This window comes from Sphaerimonospora thailandensis (assembly GCF_016863115.1).
Taxonomy (GTDB): Bacteria; Actinomycetota; Actinomycetes; order Streptosporangiales; family Streptosporangiaceae; genus Sphaerimonospora; species Sphaerimonospora cavernae.
On sequence record NZ_BOOG01000027.1, the window covers coordinates 61,869 to 81,930 of the forward strand.

The window sequence follows — 20,062 nt, forward strand, 5'->3', positions numbered from 1 at the left end:
CGGGCTGTGACGGCTAGGGCAGCGCCAGCATGCGGTCGAGGGCGACCTTGGCCCAGTGGGTGGTCTCGGGGTCGACCGTGATCTGGTTGACCACCTTGCCGTCGGCCAGGGACTCCAGCGCCCAGACCAGGTGCGGCAGGTCGATTCGGTTCATCGTCGAGCAGAAGCACACGGTCTTGTCGAGGAACGAGACGCTCTTGCCGGGGAACATCCCGGCGAGCCGCTTGACCAGGTTCAGCTCGGTGCCGATGGCCCAGGCCGAGCCTTCCGGGGCTTCCCGTACGGTGCGAATGATGTACTCGGTGGATCCGACGAAGTCGGCCTTGGTCACGACCTCATGACGGCATTCCGGGTGAACGAGGATGTTCACTCCCGGGATGCGCTCACGGAACTCGTCGACGGCCGCGGGGCTGAACCTGCCGTGGACCGAGCAGTGTCCCTGCCACAGGATCATCTTCGCGTTCTTGAGCTGCTCATCCGTGAGTCCGCCGTTCGGCCGGTGCGGGTTGTAGACCACGCAGTCGTCCAGCGACAGGCCCAGCTCCAGCACCGCGGTGTTGCGCCCCAGGTGCTGGTCGGGCAGGAACAGGACCTGCTGCCCCTGCTCGAACGCCCAGGTGAGCGCGCGCTCGGCGTTGGAGGAGGTGCACACGGCGCCGCCGTTCCGCCCGCAGAACGCCTTGATGTCCGCGCTGGAGTTCATGTAGGTGATCGGTACGACCCGGTCGGCGCCGGCGTCCTCGAGGACCTCCCAGCACTCCTCCACCTGGTCGAAGGTCGCCATGTCGGCCATCGAGCAGCCCGCGGCGAGGTCCGGCAGCACGACCTTCTGCGAGTCCGCCGTCAGGATGTCGGCCGACTCGGCCATGAAGTGGACGCCGCAGAACACGATGTACTCGGCTCCGGGCCGGGCGGCGGCCTCGCGGGCCAGCTTGAACGAGTCGCCGGTGACATCGGCGAACTGGATGACCTCGTCGCGCTGGTAGTGGTGCCCCAGCACGAACAGCCGGTCGCCGAGCCGTTCCTTGGCGACGCGGGCGCGCTCTACCAGTGCCGGGTCGGACGCCGGCGGGAGCTCGCCGGGACAGTCGACCCCGCGCTCGCTGTCCGGGTCGGCGCCGCGACCCAGGGCGAAGAGCGGAACGCCGGTCTCAGTGATCGTCACGACCACACCCCCTCGGGGACTTATCGTCGGATTGACGACTAATCATTGCACACGCTCGTCGCGTCCCGGTGACCCACGTACCACCCCGCGGAATGTGTGACGGGCGGCGCGTGTTGGTAGCGTCTAGTAGAACCGAAGTAAACGACCGTCCCGGGTGGGCGGTTGGCGCAGACCGCGGGAGTCAGCACATGACGGTTGAGAGCAGCGAGACCACGCAGCAGGGCCTGATCCTGACTGACGGGGCCGCCGCCAAGGTCAAGAGCCTGCTGGAGCAGCAGGGCGAGGAGGGCCTGCAGCTGCGCGTCGCCGTGCAGCCCGGTGGCTGCTCCGGCCTGCGCTACCAGCTCTTCTTCGACGACCGCTCCATGGACGGCGACATCGTGTCGTCGTTCGGCGGTGTGAGCGTCGTCACCGACAGGATGAGCGCGCCGTACCTGGGTGGAGCCACCATCGACTTCGTCGACACCATCGAGAAGCAGGGCTTCACGATCGACAACCCCAACGCCGGGGGCTCGTGCGCCTGCGGCGACTCGTTCAACTAGGTCGTGCTGTCGACCGGGTGACAGATCGATGCCTCGCCCCGTACGGGTCTCCCGTACGGGGCGTCGTCATGCCGGAGACGGTACGCTTCGACGGATTGGGCGATCTAGATCCCCCCGGATCCCCCGCCCGCACTCCTTCCATCCCGAGATGCTGACAACGAGGAGAACACCCCGTGCGCATCGCCGTCACCGGTTCCATCGCGACCGACCATCTGATGACCTTCCCCGGCCGTTTCGGCGACCAGTTGATCGCCGAACAGCTCGACCGGGTGTCGCTGTCGTTCCTCGTCGACGATCTGCAGATCAGGCGCGGCGGATGCGCGGCCAACATCGCGTTCGGGATGGGCTGCCTCGGGCTTTCCCCCATTCTCGTCGGCGCCGTCGGCGCCGACTTCGCCGACTACCGGTCCTGGCTGGAACGGCACGGTGTCGACTGCGCCTCGGTCCACGTCTCCGAGCTGCACCACACGGCCAGGTTCCTGTGCACCACGGACGAGGAGCACAACCAGATCGCGTCGTTCTACACCGGCGCGATGGCCGAGGCACGGGAGATCGAACTGGGGCCGATCGCGGAGCGCGCCGGCGGCCTCGACCTGGTCCTGGTGAGCCCCAACGACCCGGACGCGATGCTGCGGCACACCGACGAGGCACGCGACCGGGGCATCCCGTTCGCCGCAGACCCGTCCCAGCAGCTCGCCCGGATGCCCGGCGAGGAGATCCGCCGGCTCGTCGAGGGCGCGGCCTACCTGTTCAGCAACGACTACGAACTCGGCCTGATCTCGCAGAAGACCGGCTGGTCGGACGAGGAGATCCTGGAGCGGGTCGGCGTCCGGGTCACCACTCTCGGGCCCAAGGGCGCCAGGATCGACCGCCGGGGCGAGCCGACGCTGCACATCCCGCCCGCGCCCGAACTGGGCAAGGCCGACCCGACCGGCGTCGGTGACGCGTTCCGGGCCGGCTTCCTGGCGGGCCTGGCGTGGGGCCTGTCACTGGAGCGCTGCGGCCAGATCGGCAACCTGACCGCCACGCACGTGCTGGAGCGGGTCGGCTGCCAGGAGTACGAACTGGGGCAGCGGGCCTTCCTCGAGCGGTTCGCCGCGTCGTACGGCCAGGCGGCCGCGGACGAGGTGGCCGCCAACGTGAGGTGCCACCACTCCTGATCGCCGCGACACGGGTTCGCCGGTTTCAGTAGTTGCGACGCACGTGGATCGACCAGCCGCCATGGGGCAGCTCGTAGCTGGCCACGTGCTCATGGGACTTGAGGCGGCACCAGGCGGGGATGTCGGTGAACGCGGCGGGGTCGTCGGCCAGCACGGCGATCACGTCGCGCATCGCCACCTGGTTGATCCGCTCGGCGAGCATGATGATCGGGATCGGGCACTTGCGGCCGAGCGCGTCGATCGTCAGCGCGGGCTCGGCCGCGCCGCTCATGCCGGCACCGGCGTCGGCGCTCCTTTCGGCGAGGTCCCGCCCGTCCCCGCCGCTCGCGCCGCCCGTCCGTCTCCGCCACATCACTGGACTCCCAAGCTCGACCGGATCCGCCGTACCACGTCCGGAAGCACCCCGAGGAAGCGATCGATGTCGTCGTCGGTCACGCCACGAGGCAGCGATACCCGGACATTTCCGTGGGTAAGCACGCCCATGGCCTCCAGAACGTGTGATGGCCGAAGCGTACTCGCCGTGCAGGAACTACCGGACGAGACCGCGAAGCCCGCCCGGTCGAGTTCGGTCAGCAGCGCCTCGCCCTCGACGAAGAGGCAGGAGAACGTGACGACGTGCGGCAGGCGCCGTACCGGGTCGCCGATGACCTCCACGTCCGGCACCAGGCGCGGCACCTCGGCGCGGATCCGGTCCACCAGGGCCGACAGGCGGGGTCCCTCCGCCGCCTCCTCCACCACGCGGGCGCGCAGCGCCGCCGCGGCGGCCACGATGGCCGGCACGTTCTCGAAGCCGGGCACGCGCCGTCGCTCCCGCTCGTCCTGGGGGTACGGCGAGCGCCAGCGGGTGCCCTTGCGTATCGCCAGCACGCCCACGCCGGCCGGGCCGCCCCACTTGTGGGCGCTGGCGGCCAGGACCGACCAGCCGCCGGGGATCGGCAGGCGGCCGGCCGACTGGGCCGCGTCGACCAGGAGCGGCACGCCCGCCGCCAGACAGGCCTCGGTGGCCTCCGCGACCGGCTGCAGCGTCCCCACCTCGTGGTTGGCCGTCTGCAGGCAGGCCAGAGCCGTACCGGGCCTGGAGACCGCCTCGGCGAACGCGGCGGCCTCGACCCGGCCCGTGCGGTCGACGCCCACGGTCTCGACGGTCCCGCCGTCGCGTTCGTGGACCTCCGCGGCGTGCAGGACACTGGAGTGCTCGACCGCGCCGGTCACCAGATGCCGGCCGGCCCGCTGTCGGCCCCGGAGCGCGCCCAGGACGCCGAGGTGGACGGCCTGGGTGCCGGAGGAGGTGAAGGACACCTCGTCCGGACGGGCGCCGAGGACCTCGGCTACCTCCGTTCTCGCCTGCTCCAGTAGCATCTGGGCGCGGCGTGCCGTGCCGTACAGGCGGGCGGGATCGGCCCAACCGGCGTCGATCGCCGCGAGCAGGGCGTCACGGGCGGCGGGATGGAGAGGTTCGGTCGAAGCAGCGTCCAGATAAGGCACAGTTAGGACACTAACGGGGGCTGCTCAGAGGGGCGCGGCGGGTCCGCGCTAATGTGTCCCCCAAGCGTGAACTCAACGAAGTAAAGGGGCACACCGGCGAGAATCTCCTGCTGGTGACACCCGAGTCAATTGGAAAACCGCCCAGGAGGGGACCTCTTGGGCTTCATCTGTGGGGTAGGCGATCCGTGAGTCCGACCCGCCGTACGACACGGCGACCGTGGACGCGCCGCCGGTTGCCCGGCGCCGCCGCAGTGGCGCTGCTGGTGGCGTCCGCGACGGCGTGTAGCAACGAGGCGATCGATGAGTGGTCCCGTGGTGGCATGCCGGAAAGCATCACCAAGCAGGCTGAGATTACTCAGACGCTCTGGAACGGCGGCTGGATCGCGGCTCTCGCCACCGGGGTCGTCGTCTGGGGCCTGATCTTGTGGGCCTGCGTGTTCCACCGCAAGAAGAAGGGCTCGAGCGAGGCGCTGCCGCCGCAGGTGCGGTACAACCTGCCGATCGAGATCCTCTACACGGTCGTACCCGTGATCATGGTGGCGGTGTTCTTCTTCTTCACCGCGAGGGACGAGACCGAGATCACCAAGGTCTCGAACACGGCCCCGGTCAAGGTGTACGTCGAGGGCTACCAGTGGAGTTGGCGCTTCACCACGGAGTACGAGGGCCAGAAGGTGGTCACCGCGGGCATCCCGGTCGACCTGAGCAAGCAGGACAAGGACAACCCGCAGGGCCCGCAGCTCGTGCTGCCGGTCAACAGCCGGGTGCACTTCGACCTGCACTCGCCCGACGTCATCCACTCGTTCTGGGTGCCCGAGTTCCTGTTCAAGCAGGACGTGTTCCCCGGGCCCAAGCACAACGAGTTCGAGATCACGACGCTCGACCGGACGGGCGTCTTCATCGGCCGCTGCGCCGAGCTCTGCGGTGTCGACCACAGCAAGATGCTGTTCTCCGTGAAGCTCGTGCCCCAGGCGGAGTTCGACCAGTTCATCAAGAGCCAGGCGGGGAGTGCGCAGTGACCGCCATCCAGGGAGCCGCCGGGGCCGCCGGACGGCCGTACCGCAAGGGCTCGATCATCGCCAAGTGGCTGTCCTCGACGGACCACAAGGTGATCGGGCACATGTATCTGATCACGACCTTCGTGTTCTTCCTGATCGGCGGCGTGATGGCGCTGGTCATGCGGGCCGAGCTCGCGCAGCCCGGCCTGCAGTTCGTGTCCAACGAGCAGTTCAACCAGCTGTTCACCATGCACGGCACGATCATGCTGCTGATGTTCGCGACGCCGCTGTTCGCCGGCTTCGCCAACGAGCTGATGCCGCTGCAGATCGGGGCGCCCGACGTGGCGTTCCCCCGGCTGAACATGGTGAGCTACTGGCTCTACCTGTTCGGCAGCACGATCGCGGTCGCCGGGTTCTTCACCCCGGGCGGGGCGGCGTCCTTCGGCTGGACCGCGTACGCGCCGCTGTCCGACGCGGTCAGCTCTCCGGGGCTCGGCGGCGACCTGTGGCTGATGGGCCTGACGCTGTCCGGTCTCGGCACGATCCTCGGCGCCGTCAACTTCATCACCACGATCATCACGATGCGCGCCCCGGGCATGACGATGTTCCGGATGCCGATCTTCACCTGGAACACCCTGATCACCAGCATCCTGATTCTGCTGGTCTTCCCGGTGCTCGCGGCGGCGCTGCTCGCCCTGGAGTCCGACCGCAAGCTCGGCACCCACATCTTCGACTCCTCGGTCGGCGGGCCGATGCTCTTCCAGCATCTGTTCTGGTTCTTCGGCCACCCCGAGGTCTACGTCATCGCACTGCCGTTCTTCGGGATCATCACCGAGGTGCTGCCGGTGTTCAGCCGTAAGCCGATCTTCGGCTACGTCGGCCTCGTCGGTGCGACGATCGCGATCGGCGGCCTGTCGATGACGGTCTGGGCGCACCACATGTTCGCCACCGGTCAGGTCCTGCTGCCGTTCTTCTCGTTCATGACGTTGCTCATCGCGGTCCCGACCGGAGTGAAGTTCTTCAACTGGGTCGGCACGATGTGGCGGGGCCATCTGACGTTCGAGACGCCGATGCTGTTCGCCATCGGGTTCCTGGTGACGTTCCTGTTCGGCGGGCTGACCGGCGTCATCCTGGCGTCGCCGCCGCTGGACTTCCACGTCACCGACACCTACTTCGTCGTCGCCCACTTCCACTACGTGGTCTTCGGCACCGTGGTGTTCGCGATGTTCTCGGGCTTCTACTTCTGGTGGCCCAAGTTCACCGGCAAGATGCTCAACGAAAAGCTCGGGAAGTTCCACTTCTGGACGCTGTTCTTCGGCTTCCACCTCACCTTCCTCGTGCAGCACTGGCTGGGCGTCATCGGTTTCCCGCGCCGCTACGCGGACTACTCGGCGGTGGACGGCTTCACCGACCTCAACATGGTCTCGTCGGCGGGCGCGCTCCTGCTGGGCGCCTCGACCCTGCCGTTCCTGTACAACGTGTGGCACACCTGGAAGAACGCGCCCAAGGTCACCGTCGACGACCCGTGGGGCTACTGCGGTTCGCTGGAGTGGGCCACCTCGTGCCCGCCGCCGCGGCACAACTTCCTGTCGCTGCCGCGGATCCGGTCCGAGCGTCCCGCGTTCGACGTCAAGTACCCGCACCTCGCGCCGCCGTCCGCGCCTGAACTGGTGGAGGAGAAGATATGAGGATCCAGGGATGGATGTTCATCCTCGTCGGCGTCTTCTTCGCCGCCATCGACGCGGTCTACTGGCTCTGGTCCAAGGAACCGGCCGGCACCACGGCACTGGCGATCTCCTGCGGCCTGGGCCTCATGATCGGCTACTACCTGCTGTTCACCTCCCGCCGGGTCGGTGACCAGCCGGAGGACAACAAGGAGGCGGAGATCAGCGACGGCGCCGGGGAGGTCGGCTTCTTCAGCCCGCACAGCTGGTGGCCGCTGTTCCTGTGCCTGTCGGCCGCGCTGACCTTCTTCGGCTTCGCGATCGGCTGGTGGCTCTTCTTCATCGGCCTGTTCGCCACCGTGATGAGCATGGTCGGGTTCGTGTTCCAGTACTACCGAGGCAACTTCTCGCACTGAGCCACATCACAGGGGAACCAAGGCCGTAGCAGTACAAGGACGCCCTCGTGGCGGCGAGCACTCGGAAGATCTTTGCCGGCTTCGGGTCGACCCCCTCCAGCGGAGGGGGAATAACCTTCGAAACCGAATCGGCGGAGGGGGACCGACGTGCGAGCTGCTGCGGGGGCGTTGGCCTTGTTGGTGCTGCTGACCGGATGTTCGGGAACGTCGGAGGACGGCGACAAGGCACCCAAGGCCACGGTGAACATCTTCCCGATCGACGGGGCACGGGATCTGCCTCCCGAACAGCCCATCATGGTGGGGGCGGCCGGGGGCACGCTGAAAAACGTCACGGTAGAGGCCGCTGGACGGCCCGTGGCGGGCTTCTACAGCGCGGACCGTACCCGATGGCACAGCGAGCGCCCGATGGCTCCAGGCGTCTCCTACCGCGTCCACGCGGTCGTCACCGGTCCGGGCGGCGCCTCGGCCGAGCGGACCAGCCAGTTCGCCACGAAACCGGCCCGCAAGACCTTCGGCCTCAAGACGCTGCTTCCGAACAAGGAGACCGGTCTCACGGTGGGCGTGGGCATGCCGATCATGCTCACCTTCGACCAGCCGGTCACCGACCGCGTCTCGATCGAACGCAACCTCGTCGTCCAGGCCTCCAAGCCGATCACGGGCGCCTGGCACTGGCTCGACGACAAGCGCGTGGTCTTCCGGCCGAAGAAGTACTGGCCGGCTCACACCAAGGTGCGCTTCGTCGCGCGTCTGGCGGGCGTTCGCGGCGCCGACGGCATGTACGGCAAGCAGGACTACACCCGGGACTTCCAGATCGGGCGGTCGCAGATCAGCGTCGCCGACACCCAGACCCACTACATGGAGATCCGGCGAGACGGCAAGCTCATCAAGAACTTCCCGATCAGCGCCGGCATGGGCGGCGTGATGCGGCACTACACGACGAGCGGGATCCATCTCGCGATGTCCCGTGAGCCGGTCACCGTGATGACCTCGCCGGACGCCGGTCCCGGCCAGGCCGGCTACTACCAGACCACGGTCTACAACACCGTACGGATCTCCGACACCGGAGAGTACGTCCACTCGGCGCCATGGTCGGTGGGCGACCAGGGCAACTCCAACGTCAGCCACGGCTGCGTGAACGTCAGCCCGGCCAATGCCAAATGGTTCATCGACAACACGCTGCTCGGCGACCCGATCATCGTCACCGGTTCGCCGCGGCCGCTCGACCCGACCAACGGCTGGAGCTACTGGCAGGACTCGTGGCCGCAGTGGCTGAAGTCGAGCCGCCTGCGCGCCGACACCGCCGCCTCCTTGTAGGAGAGAAGAAAGACGCCTCGCCGTCGTCGCGGCGTGAGGTGTACGGGCCCAAGCGGCCTGCGGGCGGGCAGCGGGGACATCGAGGCACGCGGATGGAGATGTCGGCCATCCCGGATCGGGTCGAGACGCTGCCTGCTCCGGATCGGTGCGCGGGCTGTGACGCGGCCCTGGGTGACACATCTGATGTGGGACATCGGCGGGCTCAGGTGACCGAGTTGCCGCGGGTGCGGCCCGAGACGGTCGAGTGCCGGCTGCCGGTACGGCGGTGTGGGTGCGGTCATCAGACCAGCGCCGTGGCCCCGCCCGGGGTGCAGGCTGGGCAGGCCTGCTACGGCCCGAACGTCAAGACCATGGTGGCGTTGATCGCTGAGATCGGGCACACGAGCATGGAACGCACCGCGCTGCTGATGAAGCTCATGTTCGGCCTGAGTGTCTCGACGGGGTTCGTGGCCAAGGTCGACGCCCAGCTCGGTGACCGGCTCGCCCCGTTTGAGGAGCAGGTCAAGGAGCGTCTGCGCAAGGCGGAGATCGCCGGGACCGATGAGACGCCGGTGTCGCTGGCCGGCAGCACCGCCTACATCTACGGCATGCATGACGGGAAGGTCGTCTGGTACGGCGCCGGCGCCACGCGCGGGCACGAGACCATCAAGGGGTTCGGCCTGCTCACCGGGTTCACCGGCATTCTGGTCCGCGATGACTACGTCGGCTACTACTTCCTGGACAGCCTGCTGGCCGGGGTGCAAATTTGCCTGGCTCACATCGTGCGTGATCTCCGCCGTCAGGTGGAGAACGACCCGGTCCGTAACGCCTGGGCCGGGCGGCTGCGCAGCCTGCTGCAGGAGGCGATCCACACCGCCAACCAGGCCGTCCGCGACGGAAACGAGCAGTTGAATCCGCAGGTCATCGCCGATATCCGGGCCCGCTACCTGGAGTTGGCCCACGAGGGCATCAGGTTCAACCCCCAGCATGCCGGACGGCCGAAGAACAAGGCGCGCGTCCTGGCCGAGCGTCTGGTCGACCGGGTCGACAAGGCCCTGCTCTTCTTAAGCGATCTTCGGGTTGGGGCGACCAACAACGGCTCGGAACGGATCTTACGCCGAGCCAAAACCCAGATGAAGATCAGCGGCTGCTGGCGCTCGATGGGCGGCCTGCGGGCGTTCTGCCGTGTCCACACCTACCTCGTCACCGCCGCCAACCACGGCATCGACGCCTTCACCGCGCTCCGTGACGCGTTCCTCGGCACCTCCTGGACGCTGCCTCAAACCACCGCATAACCCCAGCTCACAGATAGGTGTGAGTGGTTACCTTGCCGGGCCGCGGCGCTGCCCTCCTCGCCGCGGCTGAAATGACGGGGTCAGCCCTGACAAGCTCGCTGGGGCACGACGGTGTAGTCCGGTCCCAGCGGAGAGTCGCCGAGGCCGAGTCCGGTCCAATAGACTCCCACATGCGCTCTGGGGCGATCCTTATCCATGGCCACGAAAAACTCTGAGACGTATCGTTGGCCGTCGAGAGTGTGACCTTCGAGCCCCAGGACCCATCCTCCCTGGCGGTTCTCGATGGCCGGAACGGCGGCAGATCGCTTGATTACCGGTGGTGGTCCCGGCATGAGGCAGTCCTCGAGTGCCTGGTCAAGAATCGATGAGCACGCACCGATTCCTATTGCAAAGTCCTTGCAAAAACCTGCGACACCTTTCTGGGCTACACCCGCTATAACTTCAGCTAATACTTTTTTGGCTGATTCCTCCGTCACGGCGGGAGGTGGCGTGGCCTTCCGGCTCGGAGAACATCCGGCGACAAAGGCGAAGGTGACTGACAAAATAATGCAGGCGCCCCGTCGATAGTGTCGTTGCATTCAGGCCTCTTCCTATGCTATGGCCAGCAGGGAGATCCTGGCGGAAGGGCATTCCGTAAGGATCTCCCTGGATGACTTACTTGAAGTTCACGTCCGTGTCAGCAGTACGGTGGTCGCAGCCAGCAGTACTGGTTATCCGAACTAGACCAATGGGTCCACTTTGGGCGGCCGTCTTTCTGCGCTACCTTTACAGCTACGTGATGTTTTGTTCCCCCCAGGGGCTCGTTGGCGTTTCCTCGAGAAAAGACCTTTCCCTGCCAGTAGCTGGTCATGTGGCCGGCGGCCGAGTATCTGATAATGCGCTGTTCTTCGCAAGAGGTATACGAGTAGCCGACGGCGACATTGTACAAAGTGATGGAGTTATCGATGGTTCGACATGAAGGCGGGCTACTGGCGATCGGCGCGTAGTCCAGCCAACGCAGTTTGGGAGAGCTGGAGCTGGGCCCTACGCCGCGCCCGCAGGACGCGAGATAGTAATTCCCCTGCACGCCGCATGAACTCCACACATGCGCGGAATAGTAATTCCAGTTGGGATTGCCGTCGTACTTCTCCACCCAGTATCGCCAGCAGCTGTCCGACCAGCTGTCCGAGCCCTCCCAAAGCCGGGCTGCGCAGTCTTCCCCGTAGTGATCCTTGTACGGAGCGGCTGCTGCGATTCCGGATAGTTGCTCGGGATCATCTTGGACATCCTGGTCCGCGGGTGAATCTTCCCAGATCATAGTGACTGAGCAGGGTCCTGAAGATGCGTGGGATCCGAGGCTTCCTCTTACGTAGCGGACCTCGGTCACTTCTCTGGGAACGATCACGACTTCTGTGTGCTGCTTGCATCCCGGAGTGGGAAGCATCTTGGTCACGTCCACTCGAAGGACCCGGTACTTCGTAGCTAGGGCCTCGGCGCTCATCGCCTGAAGTCCAGCGGCCTGGGTTACTCTCATTGAGAAGTCCCGCAGAGCTTGAGCCCCCTCTGCGGTGGCGGTGGAGTCTTGCGAGTTGGTTTCGTTGACCTTGACGCCGGTGTCAGGAGATTCGACTTGCGTGACAACCTGGCCTCCACCGCGATCTGCGGTGTCATCAGTCATGGCGAAGCTAGGGTTTGTGCTGGTGGCCAGGACGGTCGCGAAAACGACCAGTACGTAGCCTAGGCGAAGTCTTGCGCGCAAGGGTATCCTTCCTATGCATCGAGAGATGCGCCACGGACGGGGGAAGCTTGCCGGCGCTCCCGTTCGTGGCTTTAGACGAGCATGTTGGCAGTTGTCGTCGATTGCCCCCGATCTCCTGCTTCGATGCCGAGATAGGCATCTGACGCAAGTGAAGCAGCGAACATTTGGGTTTGCAACTGCATGCCATGCAACGGAGGAATGAATCGAGGAAATGGTTGGCGCGCACGGTAACTCTAAGTGGTTTCTTCTGATGCTCTTGCTGGTTGTGGCAATGTCGAGTTAGGAATCCTTAAGTCTCTGTGGTCGTCGCAAAGCAGGTTGTGTCTAATTTGGACGCGGAAAATCTCTGAAGATTCGGGACCTAAATTGCGTACGGACTGTACCTGCCTGGTCTTGATCTGCATCGATGTGCTGGGCAGGTGGCCGAGCCCGGTCGACTTCTCACATCGGATCCGGTCCTCGACGCGGGCGTGGACCCGGTGGCGGGCTTCCAGGAAGTCGAGTTGGCGTCCGGGGGTGTTGGTGACGAACAGGCTGTAGCGTGTCCATTCACGGGGCCTCGTGACCTGCGGCGCTGCTTGGGGTTGATCGGAACGGCCTGATCCGCGATCATGTCGCCACTGGGGAGAAATCACCAACCGGCACCGTGACTGGCACGAGGGCAACCACCCCGGCTACGTCCTAGCCCGCAGGTTGAAAGACAAAGCCGAACAAGTCTGGACCTTCACCCGCAACCTTGCCGTCCCATGGACGAACAACTCCAGTGAGCAGGCGCTCAAGGGTCCTAAACGCCATCAAGCGGTCTCCGGTTACTGGCACACCATGGCCACGCTCAGCCGCTACTGCCGCGTGCACTCCTACCTCGTCACCGCGAAGGGGCACGGCATCCGCGCCATCGACGCCATCCACGCCGCACTCGCCGGACGCCCCTGGCTCCCCACGCCAGTCACCGCCTGACCCTGCTCCATCCCTGAATGGACACGCTGTAGCGCCAGCCGTCGGCTTCTTCCAGCAGTGACAGCTGGGCACCGCTGCCGGGCCGTTCGCGGCGGCAGATGATCCGCATCGTCTGCGGCCAGCCGGCCAGTTGGTCGCCGCCGACGCTGCGGCGTAGCAGGCCGGTGAGTTCGGCGACGCCGGCGTCGTCGAGGCTGCGTGCCTTGCCGTCGGCGTCGGTGACGTGGTCCCACACATCCTGCGGCAGGGGTGTGATCGCGCCTTGTTCGCGTTCACCCAGCTCCCAGCCGATGGAGTACTCCAGGTGCTGCCCCCGCTTTGCGGCCAGGTCGTGCAGGTGGTCGATGAAGTAGTGGGTGGCGCGGGCGCCGTCGGTGGTGATCAGCAGGTTGCGCCGGTACGGCCAGGGCACGGCGGTGATCGAGGCGTCGGCCACGTCGATGTGGTCGCGGGCGGTGTTGCTGCCGGCCGTGCCGGGACGCAGCGTGACCACCAGCGCCTCGCCGGTGTTGTCGCAGAAGGAGGCCAGGGGGTGGTGGCCGTACCCCTTGAAGTTGGCTGCCGCCCCCTCTTTGTCGCTGTGGCTGGGGATCATCGTGGCGTCCAGCCGTATCACGATCTGTTTGCCCAGGTCGCGGTCGGCTACGGGGGAGGCGGGGATGCCGCCGTGCCGGGCGGCGATCAACTGCCAGACCTTGCGGCGTACGGTGGCGCGGGCGGCGGCGATCCGGTCCAGCGCCAAGGAGTCGATCTCGCTCAGCGCGCGGCGCAGGGTGGGGTCGGAGGCGACGGGCCCGAACAGTTCTCCCTGGTCGCGCAGGGTAGCCAGGTCCGACAGGACGCGCCCGCCGTCGGCGATCATCACGGCGGTGTCGGCGAGGACGCTTGACAACATGATCGACAACGCAGCCGAAGATCGGCCTCACACCAGGGCAAGTCCCATGCACCTCACCCGTGACTGATCAAGGCTGGGTCGCCAGGGAGCCGGTTCCGGCGATGCCTTCACTGCGTCGTCGATCTTCACATAGAGTGCGGTTGCGAGCGGTTCCCGCGTTCACTGTCATCCAGCCGAGTTCTGGCGGGCGTTCACACGAGGGGTGACCGGCTGGCTTCGACCCACCGGTCGAGCGTGGCCGCCGCCCGGCCGGAGTCCACCGCCTCGGCCGCGCGCGCGTACGCCGCGCCCATGTCGGCGACCAGGTCGCCGCCGTCGGTCTCGCCGAGGGCGATGTCCAAAGCGACCAGCGCGGCCGCCGCGTTGACCAGCACCGCGTCGCGCACCGGGCCGGTCTTCCCGTTCACCAGGTCCCGTACGGCTCCCGCGTTGAAGTCGACGTCGCCGCCGCGCAGGTCCTCCGCCCGCGACCGGCGGACGCCGATGTCGGCGGGGTCGAAGCGGACCTGCGTCGCGCCGCCCTCGCGCACGACGAAGACGCTGGACGGCGCGGCCGTCGACAGCTCGTCGAGGCCGTCCTCGCCGCGGAACACCAGCGCGGAGACGCCGCGCTCGGCGAACACCCCGGCGACCACCGGCAGCATGCGCGCGTCGTAGACGCCGATGGCCTGCGCCGCGGGACGGGCGGGGTTGGTCAGCGGGCCGAGGAAGTTGAAGAAGGTCGGCACGCCGATCTCCTTGCGGGTCGGTCCCGCGAACCGCAGCGCGGGATGGTAGACCTGCGCGAAGCAGAACGCGATGCCGGCCTCCACCGCCACCTTGGCGGTGACCTGCGGCGGCAGGTCGAGGACCACGCCCATGTGCTCCAGCACGTCGGCGGCGCCGCACAGCGAGGACGCGGCACGGTTGCCGTGCTTGACCACCCGCGCGCCGGCCGCCGCCGCGACCACGGCGGCCATGGTCGACACGTTGACGGTGTGCGCCCGGTCGCCGCCGGTGCCGACGATGTCGACGACCGGCCCGGGCACGGACAGCGGGGTGGCGCGCTCGAGCATGGTGCGGGCCAGTCCCGCCACCTCGGCGACGGTCTCGCCCTTGGCGCGCAGCGCGACCGCGAAGGCGGCGATCTGCGCCTGCGTCGCCGCACCCGACATGATCTCGCCCATGGCCCACGCCGTCTCTTCCGACGTCAGGTTCTCTCCGGCGATGAGGGCACTCAGCACGGAGGGCCAGGTGGTGCGCAGGTCCATGTTCTTCCCTTGTCGGAGGCTGGGGTCGTCGGCGGAGACCGGTGTCATCCCCTGGCGGAGGCGAGCCTGCGCCGCAGGAGGTCGGCGACGGTCTCGGCGAGGACGACGGGATCGAGGGGTTGTGCCACCACCGCGTCGGCCCTGGACCAGTTGGCCAGCCACCGGTCGTCGCGCCGTGCGATCAGCAGCACGATCGGCGGGCAGTCGTGCACCTCGTCCTTGGCCTGGCGGCTGACCCCCATGCCCCCGGCCGGGACGGCCTCGCCGTCCAGAACGGCGACGTCGATGTCCCCCGAGTCGAGGTACCTGACCACGGCCGGTTGGGTCGCGCACTCGACGACCTCGACGAGAGGCACGTCCGCGGCGGGCCGCCGCCCGATGGCCAGCCGCACCTTCTCCCTGGTGCCTGCGTCGTCGCTGTAGACGAGAACCCTCATGTCACGCTCACTGTCGAATCGCGGAGTATGGTCATCGTGATGCTACCGGCGCCGCAGCGGGGCCGCAGCGCCCCGAGGCCATTGCCGTACTGTGCTGGTTTCCGGGGCTTGAGCTGACCCTAATGGGGGGTCGTGGGCCGACCCGACCTGGGGAGCCGCAATAATGTCGAGCGTGGCGACAGCATCCGCAATTACTACGACGACACGACCGCACGGGTCGAGCCGGCCGAACCTGGTTCAGGTCGGGACCATCGTGTGGTTGTCCTCTGAGCTCATGTTCTTCGCGGCGCTGTTCGCGATGTACTTCACCATCCGTTCGGTCAGCCTCGGACAGGATCAGCCCTGGCCGGGGGCTCACCTCGACGTCCCGTTCGCGACGTTCAACACGACCGTCCTGGTCCTGTCGAGTGTCACGTGTCAGCTGGGCGTGTGGGCCGTGGAGCGGGGCGACGTCAAGAAGCTCAGGTTCTGGTACATCGTGAGCTTCCTGATGGGCGCCTTCTTCATCGGCGGGCAGCTCTGGGAGTACGCGAACCTCGCGCGCGAGGGACACGTCCTCTCGGCCGGCCCGTACGAGTCGGTGTTCTACCTGACCACGGGCTTCCACGGACTGCACGTGACGGGTGGCCTGATCGCGTTCCTGTTCATCCTGGGACGCACGTACGCCGCGAAGCGCTTGACGTATGAGCAGCAGACCAGCGCGATCGTTGTGTCCTACTACTGGCACTTCGTCGACGTGGTCTGGATCGGCCTTTTCGCGACCATCTACATCATCAAATGATCGGAACGGGAATTTCGGTGAACTCCACCACCGCCCGACGGCGCCATCCCCTCGCGCGAGTAGCCGTCGTGGCGCTCGCGCTTGGTCTGCTCGGCGGGGGGTACGCCCTTGCCGCGCCGAACGGCAGCACCGCTGACGCCGCGATCGCGTCCGGCAAGGCCGACGACGCGGATCAGGGCAAGAGCCTCTTCGTGGCCCACTGCGCGAGCTGCCATGGGATGAACGCCGAGGGCAGCAGCAAGGCTCCCACGCTGATCGGCGTCGGCGCCGCGGCCGTGGACTTCCAGGTCAGCAGCGGCCGGATGCCGATGACCGACTCCGGCCCGCAGGCGCTGCGCAAGCCGCGCCCCGAGTGGGCGACCGAGGAGGCGATCAGCCAGCTCGCGGCCTACGTCCAGTCGCTGGGCGGCGGCCCGACCATCCCGGGCGCCGAGCAGGTCGACCCGGCCAAGGGCGACCCGGCCAGGGGCGGTGAGCTGTTCCGGGCGAACTGCATCCAGTGCCACAACTTCACCGGCTCGGGTGGTGCGCTGACGTACGGCAAGCACGCGCCGACGCTGAACCCGGCGACTCCGACGGAGATCTACGAGGCGATGATCACCGGCCCGCAGGCGATGCCGGTCTTCAACGACACGACGATCACCCCGGAGCAGAAGCGGGACATGATCGCTTACATCACTCACGTGCGGCAGCAGGTCGACCCGGGCGGTTCCGGACTCATGCGGATCGGCCCGGTGACCGAGGGCCTCGTGGCATGGATCGCCGGCATCGGCCTCCTCGCCCTCGCCGCGATCTGGATCACCGCTAAGAGGCGGCGGGTGAAGGCATGACAGACAACACCATCGAGCAGCCGGAGAACCGCGTCCCACCGCGCGTCATCGGCACGCCGCAGGCCGCCGGACCGAGCGTCGGCGAAGAGCCCATCCACGCGCCGGAGGGCGAGCCCGGCGTCATCCCGCAGGACCCGGCGAGCGCTCGCCGGGCCGAGCGCGTGGTCGCGCTGCTGTTCACGATCGCCTTCCTTGCGGGTGTCGGGTTCATCGCCTCGTACGTCGCATTCCAGGTCGGCGACATCGACAGGACCGCGACGTCGAACCTCGCGCTCGGCGGCACGCTCACCCTGGCGCTGCTGTCACTGGCGATCGGCATCACGGTCTGGGTCCGGCAGATCATGCCGAAGTACAACCTGGTCCAGGAGCGTCACGCGATGGCCTCCGACTCCGAGACCCGTGAGCACGTCAAGGAGACGTTCCTCAGGGGCGCCGAGGAGAGCGGCTTCGTCAAGCACGGGTTGCTGCGCCGTACGCTGCTGCTGGCCGCCGCTCCGCTGGGCCTGGCCCCGCTGGTGCTGCTCAAGGACCTCGGCCCGCTGCCGGGCACGGTGCTGCGGCACACGGTGTGGGGCGAGCCGACCAAGGACGGCAAGCCGCGCCGGCTCGTGGTCGAGGGCACCGGTCAGCCGATCCGCGCCGCGGACTTCAACTCGCCCGGCGGCATCCTCTCGGTGGTCCCCGAGGGCTACGAGCATGATCTGAACGCGCTGGCCAAGGCCACGCTGATCCTGCTCAAGTTCCGGCCCGAGGAGTTCAAGTCGGGCACGAACCTGAACTGGACGCACGACGGCATCGTGGCCTACTCGAAGATCTGCACCCATGTGGGCTGCCCTGCCGCGTTGTACGAGCAGACGACGCACCACATCCTCTGCCCGTGTCACCAGTCGACGTTCGACGCCGCCGACGGCGCGAACGTCATCTTCGGCCCGGCCGCCCGGCCGCTGCCGCAGCTCCCCATCGGGATCGACGACGAGGGCTACCTCATCGCCAAGTCCGACTTCCACGTCCCCGTCGGGCCCAGCTTCTGGGAGCGCGGCGACGCCGAGGCGGAAGCAAGGGAGACCAAGTCATGAACGCTCCCCCCAAGGCCATCGCCGGAACCTCGACGTTCCTCGACGACCGCCTGGGCGCGGGCAGCTTCCTCAAGCGCAACCTGAGGAAGATCTTCCCCGACCACTGGTCCTTCCTGCTCGGGGAGATCGCGCTCTACTCGTTCATCATCCTGCTGCTGACCGGGACGTTCCTGACGTTCTGGTTCAAGCCGAGCATGGGCCACACCACCTACCTGGGCAGCTACGCTCCGCTGTACGGCGTGGAGATGTCCGAGGCCTACGCCTCGTCGCTGCACATCAGCTTCGACGTCCGGGGCGGACTGCTGATCCGGCAGATGCACCACTGGGCGGCGCTGCTGTTCGTGGCCGGGATGATGGTCCACATGCTCCGGGTCTTCTTCACCGGCGCCTACCGCAAGCCGCGTGAGCTGAACTGGCTCATCGGCGTGCTCCTGCTCTCGCTGGCGCTGGTCGAGGGCCTGACCGGATACTCCCTCCCCGACGACCTGCTCTCCGGCGCCGGTCTGCGGATCACCCAGGGCGTCGCGATCTCGGTGCCGGTCGTGGGCACCTACCTTTCGTTCTTCCTGTTCGGCGGCGAATATCCGGGCCACGACGTGGTCTCGCGCTTCTACTCGCTGCACATCCTGCTCATCCCGGGCATCCTGCTTGCGCTGATCTCCGCCCACATGATCCTCATGTGGGTGCAGAAGCACACCCAGATGCCGGGCAAGGGCCGGACCGAGAGCAACGTGGTGGGCGCCCCGTTCTACCCGGCGTTCATGGCCAAGGCCGGGGCGTTCTTCCTGTTCACCTTCGGGGTGATCGCCCTGCTGGGAACGTTCGCCCAGATCAACCCGATCTGGCTGTACGGTCCCTACACGCCGGCGGACATCTCGGCGGGATCGCAGCCCGACTTCTACATGGGCTTCCTCGAAGGCTCGCTGCGAATCATGCCCGCATGGGAGTTCAACCTCTTCGGCTACACGTTCCCCATGAGCGTGCTGATCCCGGCGCTCGTGCCGCTCGGCATCGTCATGACGGGTCTCGCGCTCTATCCGTTCCTGGAACAGTGGGTGACCGGCGACCGCCGCGAGCACCACATCTGCGACCGGCCGCGCAACAACCCGCACCGCACCGCGATCGGCATGGCGGGCATGACGTTCTACGGCGTCCTGTGGCTGCTGGGCGCCAACGACGAGATCTCGGCCACCTTCCACGTCAGCCTGTACTCCACGACGATCTTCGGGCGGTTCGCCATCTTCATCGGTCCGGCGATCGCGTACGTCGTCGCGTACCGGATCTGTATCGGTCTGCAGCGTAAGGACGCCGAGGTGCTGTCCCACGGCGTGGAGTCCGGCGTGATCAAGCGGATGCCGGACGGGCAGTACATCGAGGTTCACACGCCTGCGGCCGAGGACATCGCGGCCCACATCCGCGGCGGGAAGAAGGAGATCCCGATCATCGACGGCGGAGTCGACGGCGAGGAGGTCCCGCCGAAGGGCCTGCGCAGCGGCCTCGGCAGGCTCCGCGCCAAGATGAGCAAGGCGTACGGCACGGACCACGTCCCCTTCCACGAGGAGGAAGAGGAGCACGCGGCGGTCGGCGCGGGCGAGCACAAGCAGCTCCACTGAGCCGCCGAAGCCGACAATCTGACACACCGTACGGCCCGGGCCGGGAGCACTCCCCACCCGGGCCGTTCGCTGCCGTCACCGCTCACGTGCGGCCCGAAGGGTCACTCAGAGGCGTCGAGGCCGATGGAGAAGGCGGCGTCGAGGTCGTGCCGGGAGTAGGCGCGGAAGGCGATGTGCGTCTCGGTGTGCCGGACACCGGGCACCTTGTTCAGGCGTCCCGGCACGACCTCGGCGACCTCGTCGTAGCGCTGGACCCGGACCATCGCCAGCAGGTCGAACTCGCCGGTGATCGAGTAAACCTCGCTGACGCCGTCCAGCCCGGCGATCGCCGAGGCGACCTCGGGGATCCGGTCGACATCCGCCTTGATGTGGACGATCGCGGTGACCATGCGGCTTCTCTCCTGTGCTTTTCGTGCCATGACGTGCGAATTCGACACTACCGGTGGAACCGGTACATGAGCACGGTCGGT

General features: G+C 67.1%; 18 protein-coding genes and 1 pseudogene. 12 read left to right on the forward strand and 7 right to left on the reverse strand.

Annotated elements, in window-relative coordinates:
* Positions 1–13 precede the first annotated feature (13 nt).
* Positions 14–1,165 carry a quinolinate synthase NadA gene (gene nadA, locus Mth01_RS15985; RefSeq protein WP_204016647.1) on the reverse strand — a complete coding sequence of 384 codons (1,152 nt, stop codon included), beginning with the start codon at positions 1,163–1,165 and terminating at the stop codon, positions 14–16.
* A gap of 188 nt (positions 1,166–1,353) precedes the next feature.
* Between nadA and Mth01_RS15990 the strand changes: the two genes are divergently transcribed.
* Both Mth01_RS15990 and Mth01_RS15995 read left to right on the forward strand, forming a co-directional pair.
* Positions 1,354–1,707, forward strand: a complete 354-nt coding sequence (locus Mth01_RS15990) for a HesB/IscA family protein (RefSeq protein WP_204016648.1) — start codon at positions 1,354–1,356, stop codon at positions 1,705–1,707.
* A gap of 173 nt (positions 1,708–1,880) precedes the next feature.
* Positions 1,881–2,867 carry a carbohydrate kinase family protein gene (locus Mth01_RS15995; RefSeq protein ID WP_204016649.1) on the forward strand — a complete coding sequence of 329 codons (987 nt, stop codon included), beginning with the start codon at positions 1,881–1,883 and terminating at the stop codon, positions 2,865–2,867.
* A gap of 25 nt (positions 2,868–2,892) precedes the next feature.
* On the opposite strand, the gene Mth01_RS16000 is transcribed toward Mth01_RS15995, so the two are convergent.
* Positions 2,893–3,219, reverse strand: a complete 327-nt coding sequence (locus tag Mth01_RS16000; RefSeq protein WP_239089715.1) for a sulfurtransferase TusA family protein — start codon at positions 3,217–3,219, stop codon at positions 2,893–2,895.
* Positions 3,219–4,352: a cysteine desulfurase family protein gene (locus tag Mth01_RS16005; RefSeq protein WP_204016650.1), complete on the reverse strand. Its 1,134-nt coding sequence runs from the start codon at positions 4,350–4,352 to the stop codon at positions 3,219–3,221. Before Mth01_RS16005 ends, Mth01_RS16000 begins: the two co-directional genes overlap by 1 nt.
* 185 nt (positions 4,353–4,537) lie before the next feature.
* On the opposite strand from Mth01_RS16005, the gene ctaC reads away from it, so the two are divergent.
* The 6 genes and pseudogenes from ctaC to Mth01_RS16035 form a co-directional block, all read left to right on the forward strand.
* Entirely contained in the window at positions 4,538–5,368 is an 831-nt protein-coding gene (gene ctaC, locus Mth01_RS16010) for an aa3-type cytochrome oxidase subunit II (RefSeq protein WP_204016651.1), read from the forward strand.
* Entirely contained in the window at positions 5,365–7,035 is a 1,671-nt protein-coding gene (gene ctaD, locus Mth01_RS16015) for an aa3-type cytochrome oxidase subunit I (protein WP_204016652.1), read from the forward strand. Before ctaC ends, ctaD begins: the two co-directional genes overlap by 4 nt.
* Positions 7,032–7,427, forward strand: coding sequence for a cytochrome c oxidase subunit 4 (locus Mth01_RS16020; RefSeq protein WP_204016653.1), 396 nt, complete (start codon positions 7,032–7,034; stop codon positions 7,425–7,427). The genes ctaD and Mth01_RS16020 overlap by 4 nt, the downstream gene beginning before the upstream one ends.
* A 147-nt stretch (positions 7,428–7,574) precedes the next feature.
* Entirely contained in the window at positions 7,575–8,741 is a 1,167-nt protein-coding gene (locus Mth01_RS16025) for a L,D-transpeptidase (RefSeq protein WP_239089716.1), read from the forward strand.
* 38 nt (positions 8,742–8,779) lie between these two features.
* Positions 8,780–10,015: an IS66 family transposase gene (gene tnpC, locus Mth01_RS16030; protein ID WP_275408958.1), complete on the forward strand. Its 1,236-nt coding sequence runs from the start codon at positions 8,780–8,782 to the stop codon at positions 10,013–10,015.
* A 2,362-nt stretch (positions 10,016–12,377) separates the two neighbouring features.
* Positions 12,378–12,710 (forward strand): annotated as a pseudogene (locus Mth01_RS16035) (IS66-like element ISFsp11 family transposase); the annotation flags it as partial.
* On the opposite strand, the gene Mth01_RS16040 reads toward Mth01_RS16035, so the two are convergent.
* The 3 genes from Mth01_RS16040 to Mth01_RS16050 form a co-directional block, all read right to left on the reverse strand.
* On the reverse strand, positions 12,700–13,605 hold the full coding sequence (locus Mth01_RS16040; RefSeq protein WP_204016656.1) for a transposase: 906 nt from the start codon (positions 13,603–13,605) through the stop codon (positions 12,700–12,702). The pseudogene Mth01_RS16035 and the gene Mth01_RS16040 overlap by 11 nt on opposite strands.
* Before the next feature lie 191 nt (positions 13,606–13,796).
* Complete coding sequence (trpD, locus tag Mth01_RS16045; protein WP_204016657.1) at positions 13,797–14,855, reverse strand: anthranilate phosphoribosyltransferase; 1,059 nt, start codon at positions 14,853–14,855, stop codon at positions 13,797–13,799.
* Between the two features lie 44 nt (positions 14,856–14,899).
* A complete protein-coding gene (locus tag Mth01_RS16050; RefSeq protein ID WP_204016658.1) occupies positions 14,900–15,292 on the reverse strand; it encodes a response regulator transcription factor in 393 nt (130 codons plus the stop codon).
* A gap of 163 nt (positions 15,293–15,455) precedes the next feature.
* On the opposite strand from Mth01_RS16050, the gene ctaE reads away from it, so the two are divergent.
* Genes ctaE through qcrB form a run of 4 tightly spaced genes read left to right on the forward strand, consistent with a single transcriptional unit; the run spans position 15,456 to position 19,592 of the window.
* Entirely contained in the window at positions 15,456–16,073 is a 618-nt protein-coding gene (gene ctaE / locus Mth01_RS16055) for an aa3-type cytochrome oxidase subunit III (RefSeq protein ID WP_204016659.1), read from the forward strand.
* 17 nt (positions 16,074–16,090) lie between these two features.
* Entirely contained in the window at positions 16,091–16,903 is an 813-nt protein-coding gene (gene qcrC / locus Mth01_RS16060) for a cytochrome bc1 complex diheme cytochrome c subunit (RefSeq protein ID WP_204016660.1), read from the forward strand.
* On the forward strand, positions 16,900–17,979 hold the full coding sequence (gene qcrA, locus Mth01_RS16065) for a cytochrome bc1 complex Rieske iron-sulfur subunit (RefSeq protein ID WP_204016661.1): 1,080 nt from the start codon (positions 16,900–16,902) through the stop codon (positions 17,977–17,979). The genes qcrC and qcrA overlap by 4 nt, the downstream gene beginning before the upstream one ends.
* Positions 17,976–19,592: a cytochrome bc1 complex cytochrome b subunit gene (gene qcrB / locus Mth01_RS16070; protein ID WP_204016662.1), complete on the forward strand. Its 1,617-nt coding sequence runs from the start codon at positions 17,976–17,978 to the stop codon at positions 19,590–19,592. Before qcrA ends, qcrB begins: the two co-directional genes overlap by 4 nt.
* A 101-nt stretch (positions 19,593–19,693) precedes the next feature.
* On the opposite strand, the gene Mth01_RS16075 is transcribed toward qcrB, so the two are convergent.
* Positions 19,694–19,981 (reverse strand): Lrp/AsnC family transcriptional regulator, encoded by a 288-nt coding sequence (locus Mth01_RS16075; RefSeq protein WP_204016663.1) that lies wholly within the window; start codon positions 19,979–19,981, stop codon positions 19,694–19,696.
* Positions 19,982–20,062 lie beyond the last annotated feature (81 nt).

Bases quoted from the DNA above. Each gene is read 5' to 3' on its own strand.
- ctaE (WP_204016659.1), top strand. From the start codon at position 15,456: ATGTCGAGCGTGGCGACAGCATCCGCAATTACTACGACGACACGACCG.
- trpD (WP_204016657.1), bottom strand. From the start codon at position 14,855: ATGGACCTGCGCACCACCTGGCCCTCCGTGCTGAGTGCCCTCATCGCC.
- Mth01_RS15990 (WP_204016648.1), top strand. From the start codon at position 1,354: ATGACGGTTGAGAGCAGCGAGACCACGCAGCAGGGCCTGATCCTGACT.
- qcrA (WP_204016661.1), top strand. From the start codon at position 16,900: ATGACAGACAACACCATCGAGCAGCCGGAGAACCGCGTCCCACCGCGC.
- Mth01_RS16075 (WP_204016663.1), bottom strand. From the start codon at position 19,981: ATGGTCACCGCGATCGTCCACATCAAGGCGGATGTCGACCGGATCCCC.
- Mth01_RS16020 (WP_204016653.1), top strand. From the start codon at position 7,032: ATGAGGATCCAGGGATGGATGTTCATCCTCGTCGGCGTCTTCTTCGCC.
- Mth01_RS16000 (WP_239089715.1), bottom strand. From the start codon at position 3,219: ATGTGGCGGAGACGGACGGGCGGCGCGAGCGGCGGGGACGGGCGGGAC.
- Mth01_RS16050 (WP_204016658.1), bottom strand. From the start codon at position 15,292: ATGAGGGTTCTCGTCTACAGCGACGACGCAGGCACCAGGGAGAAGGTG.
- Mth01_RS16040 (WP_204016656.1), bottom strand. From the start codon at position 13,605: ATGTTGTCAAGCGTCCTCGCCGACACCGCCGTGATGATCGCCGACGGC.
- qcrB (WP_204016662.1), top strand. From the start codon at position 17,976: ATGAACGCTCCCCCCAAGGCCATCGCCGGAACCTCGACGTTCCTCGAC.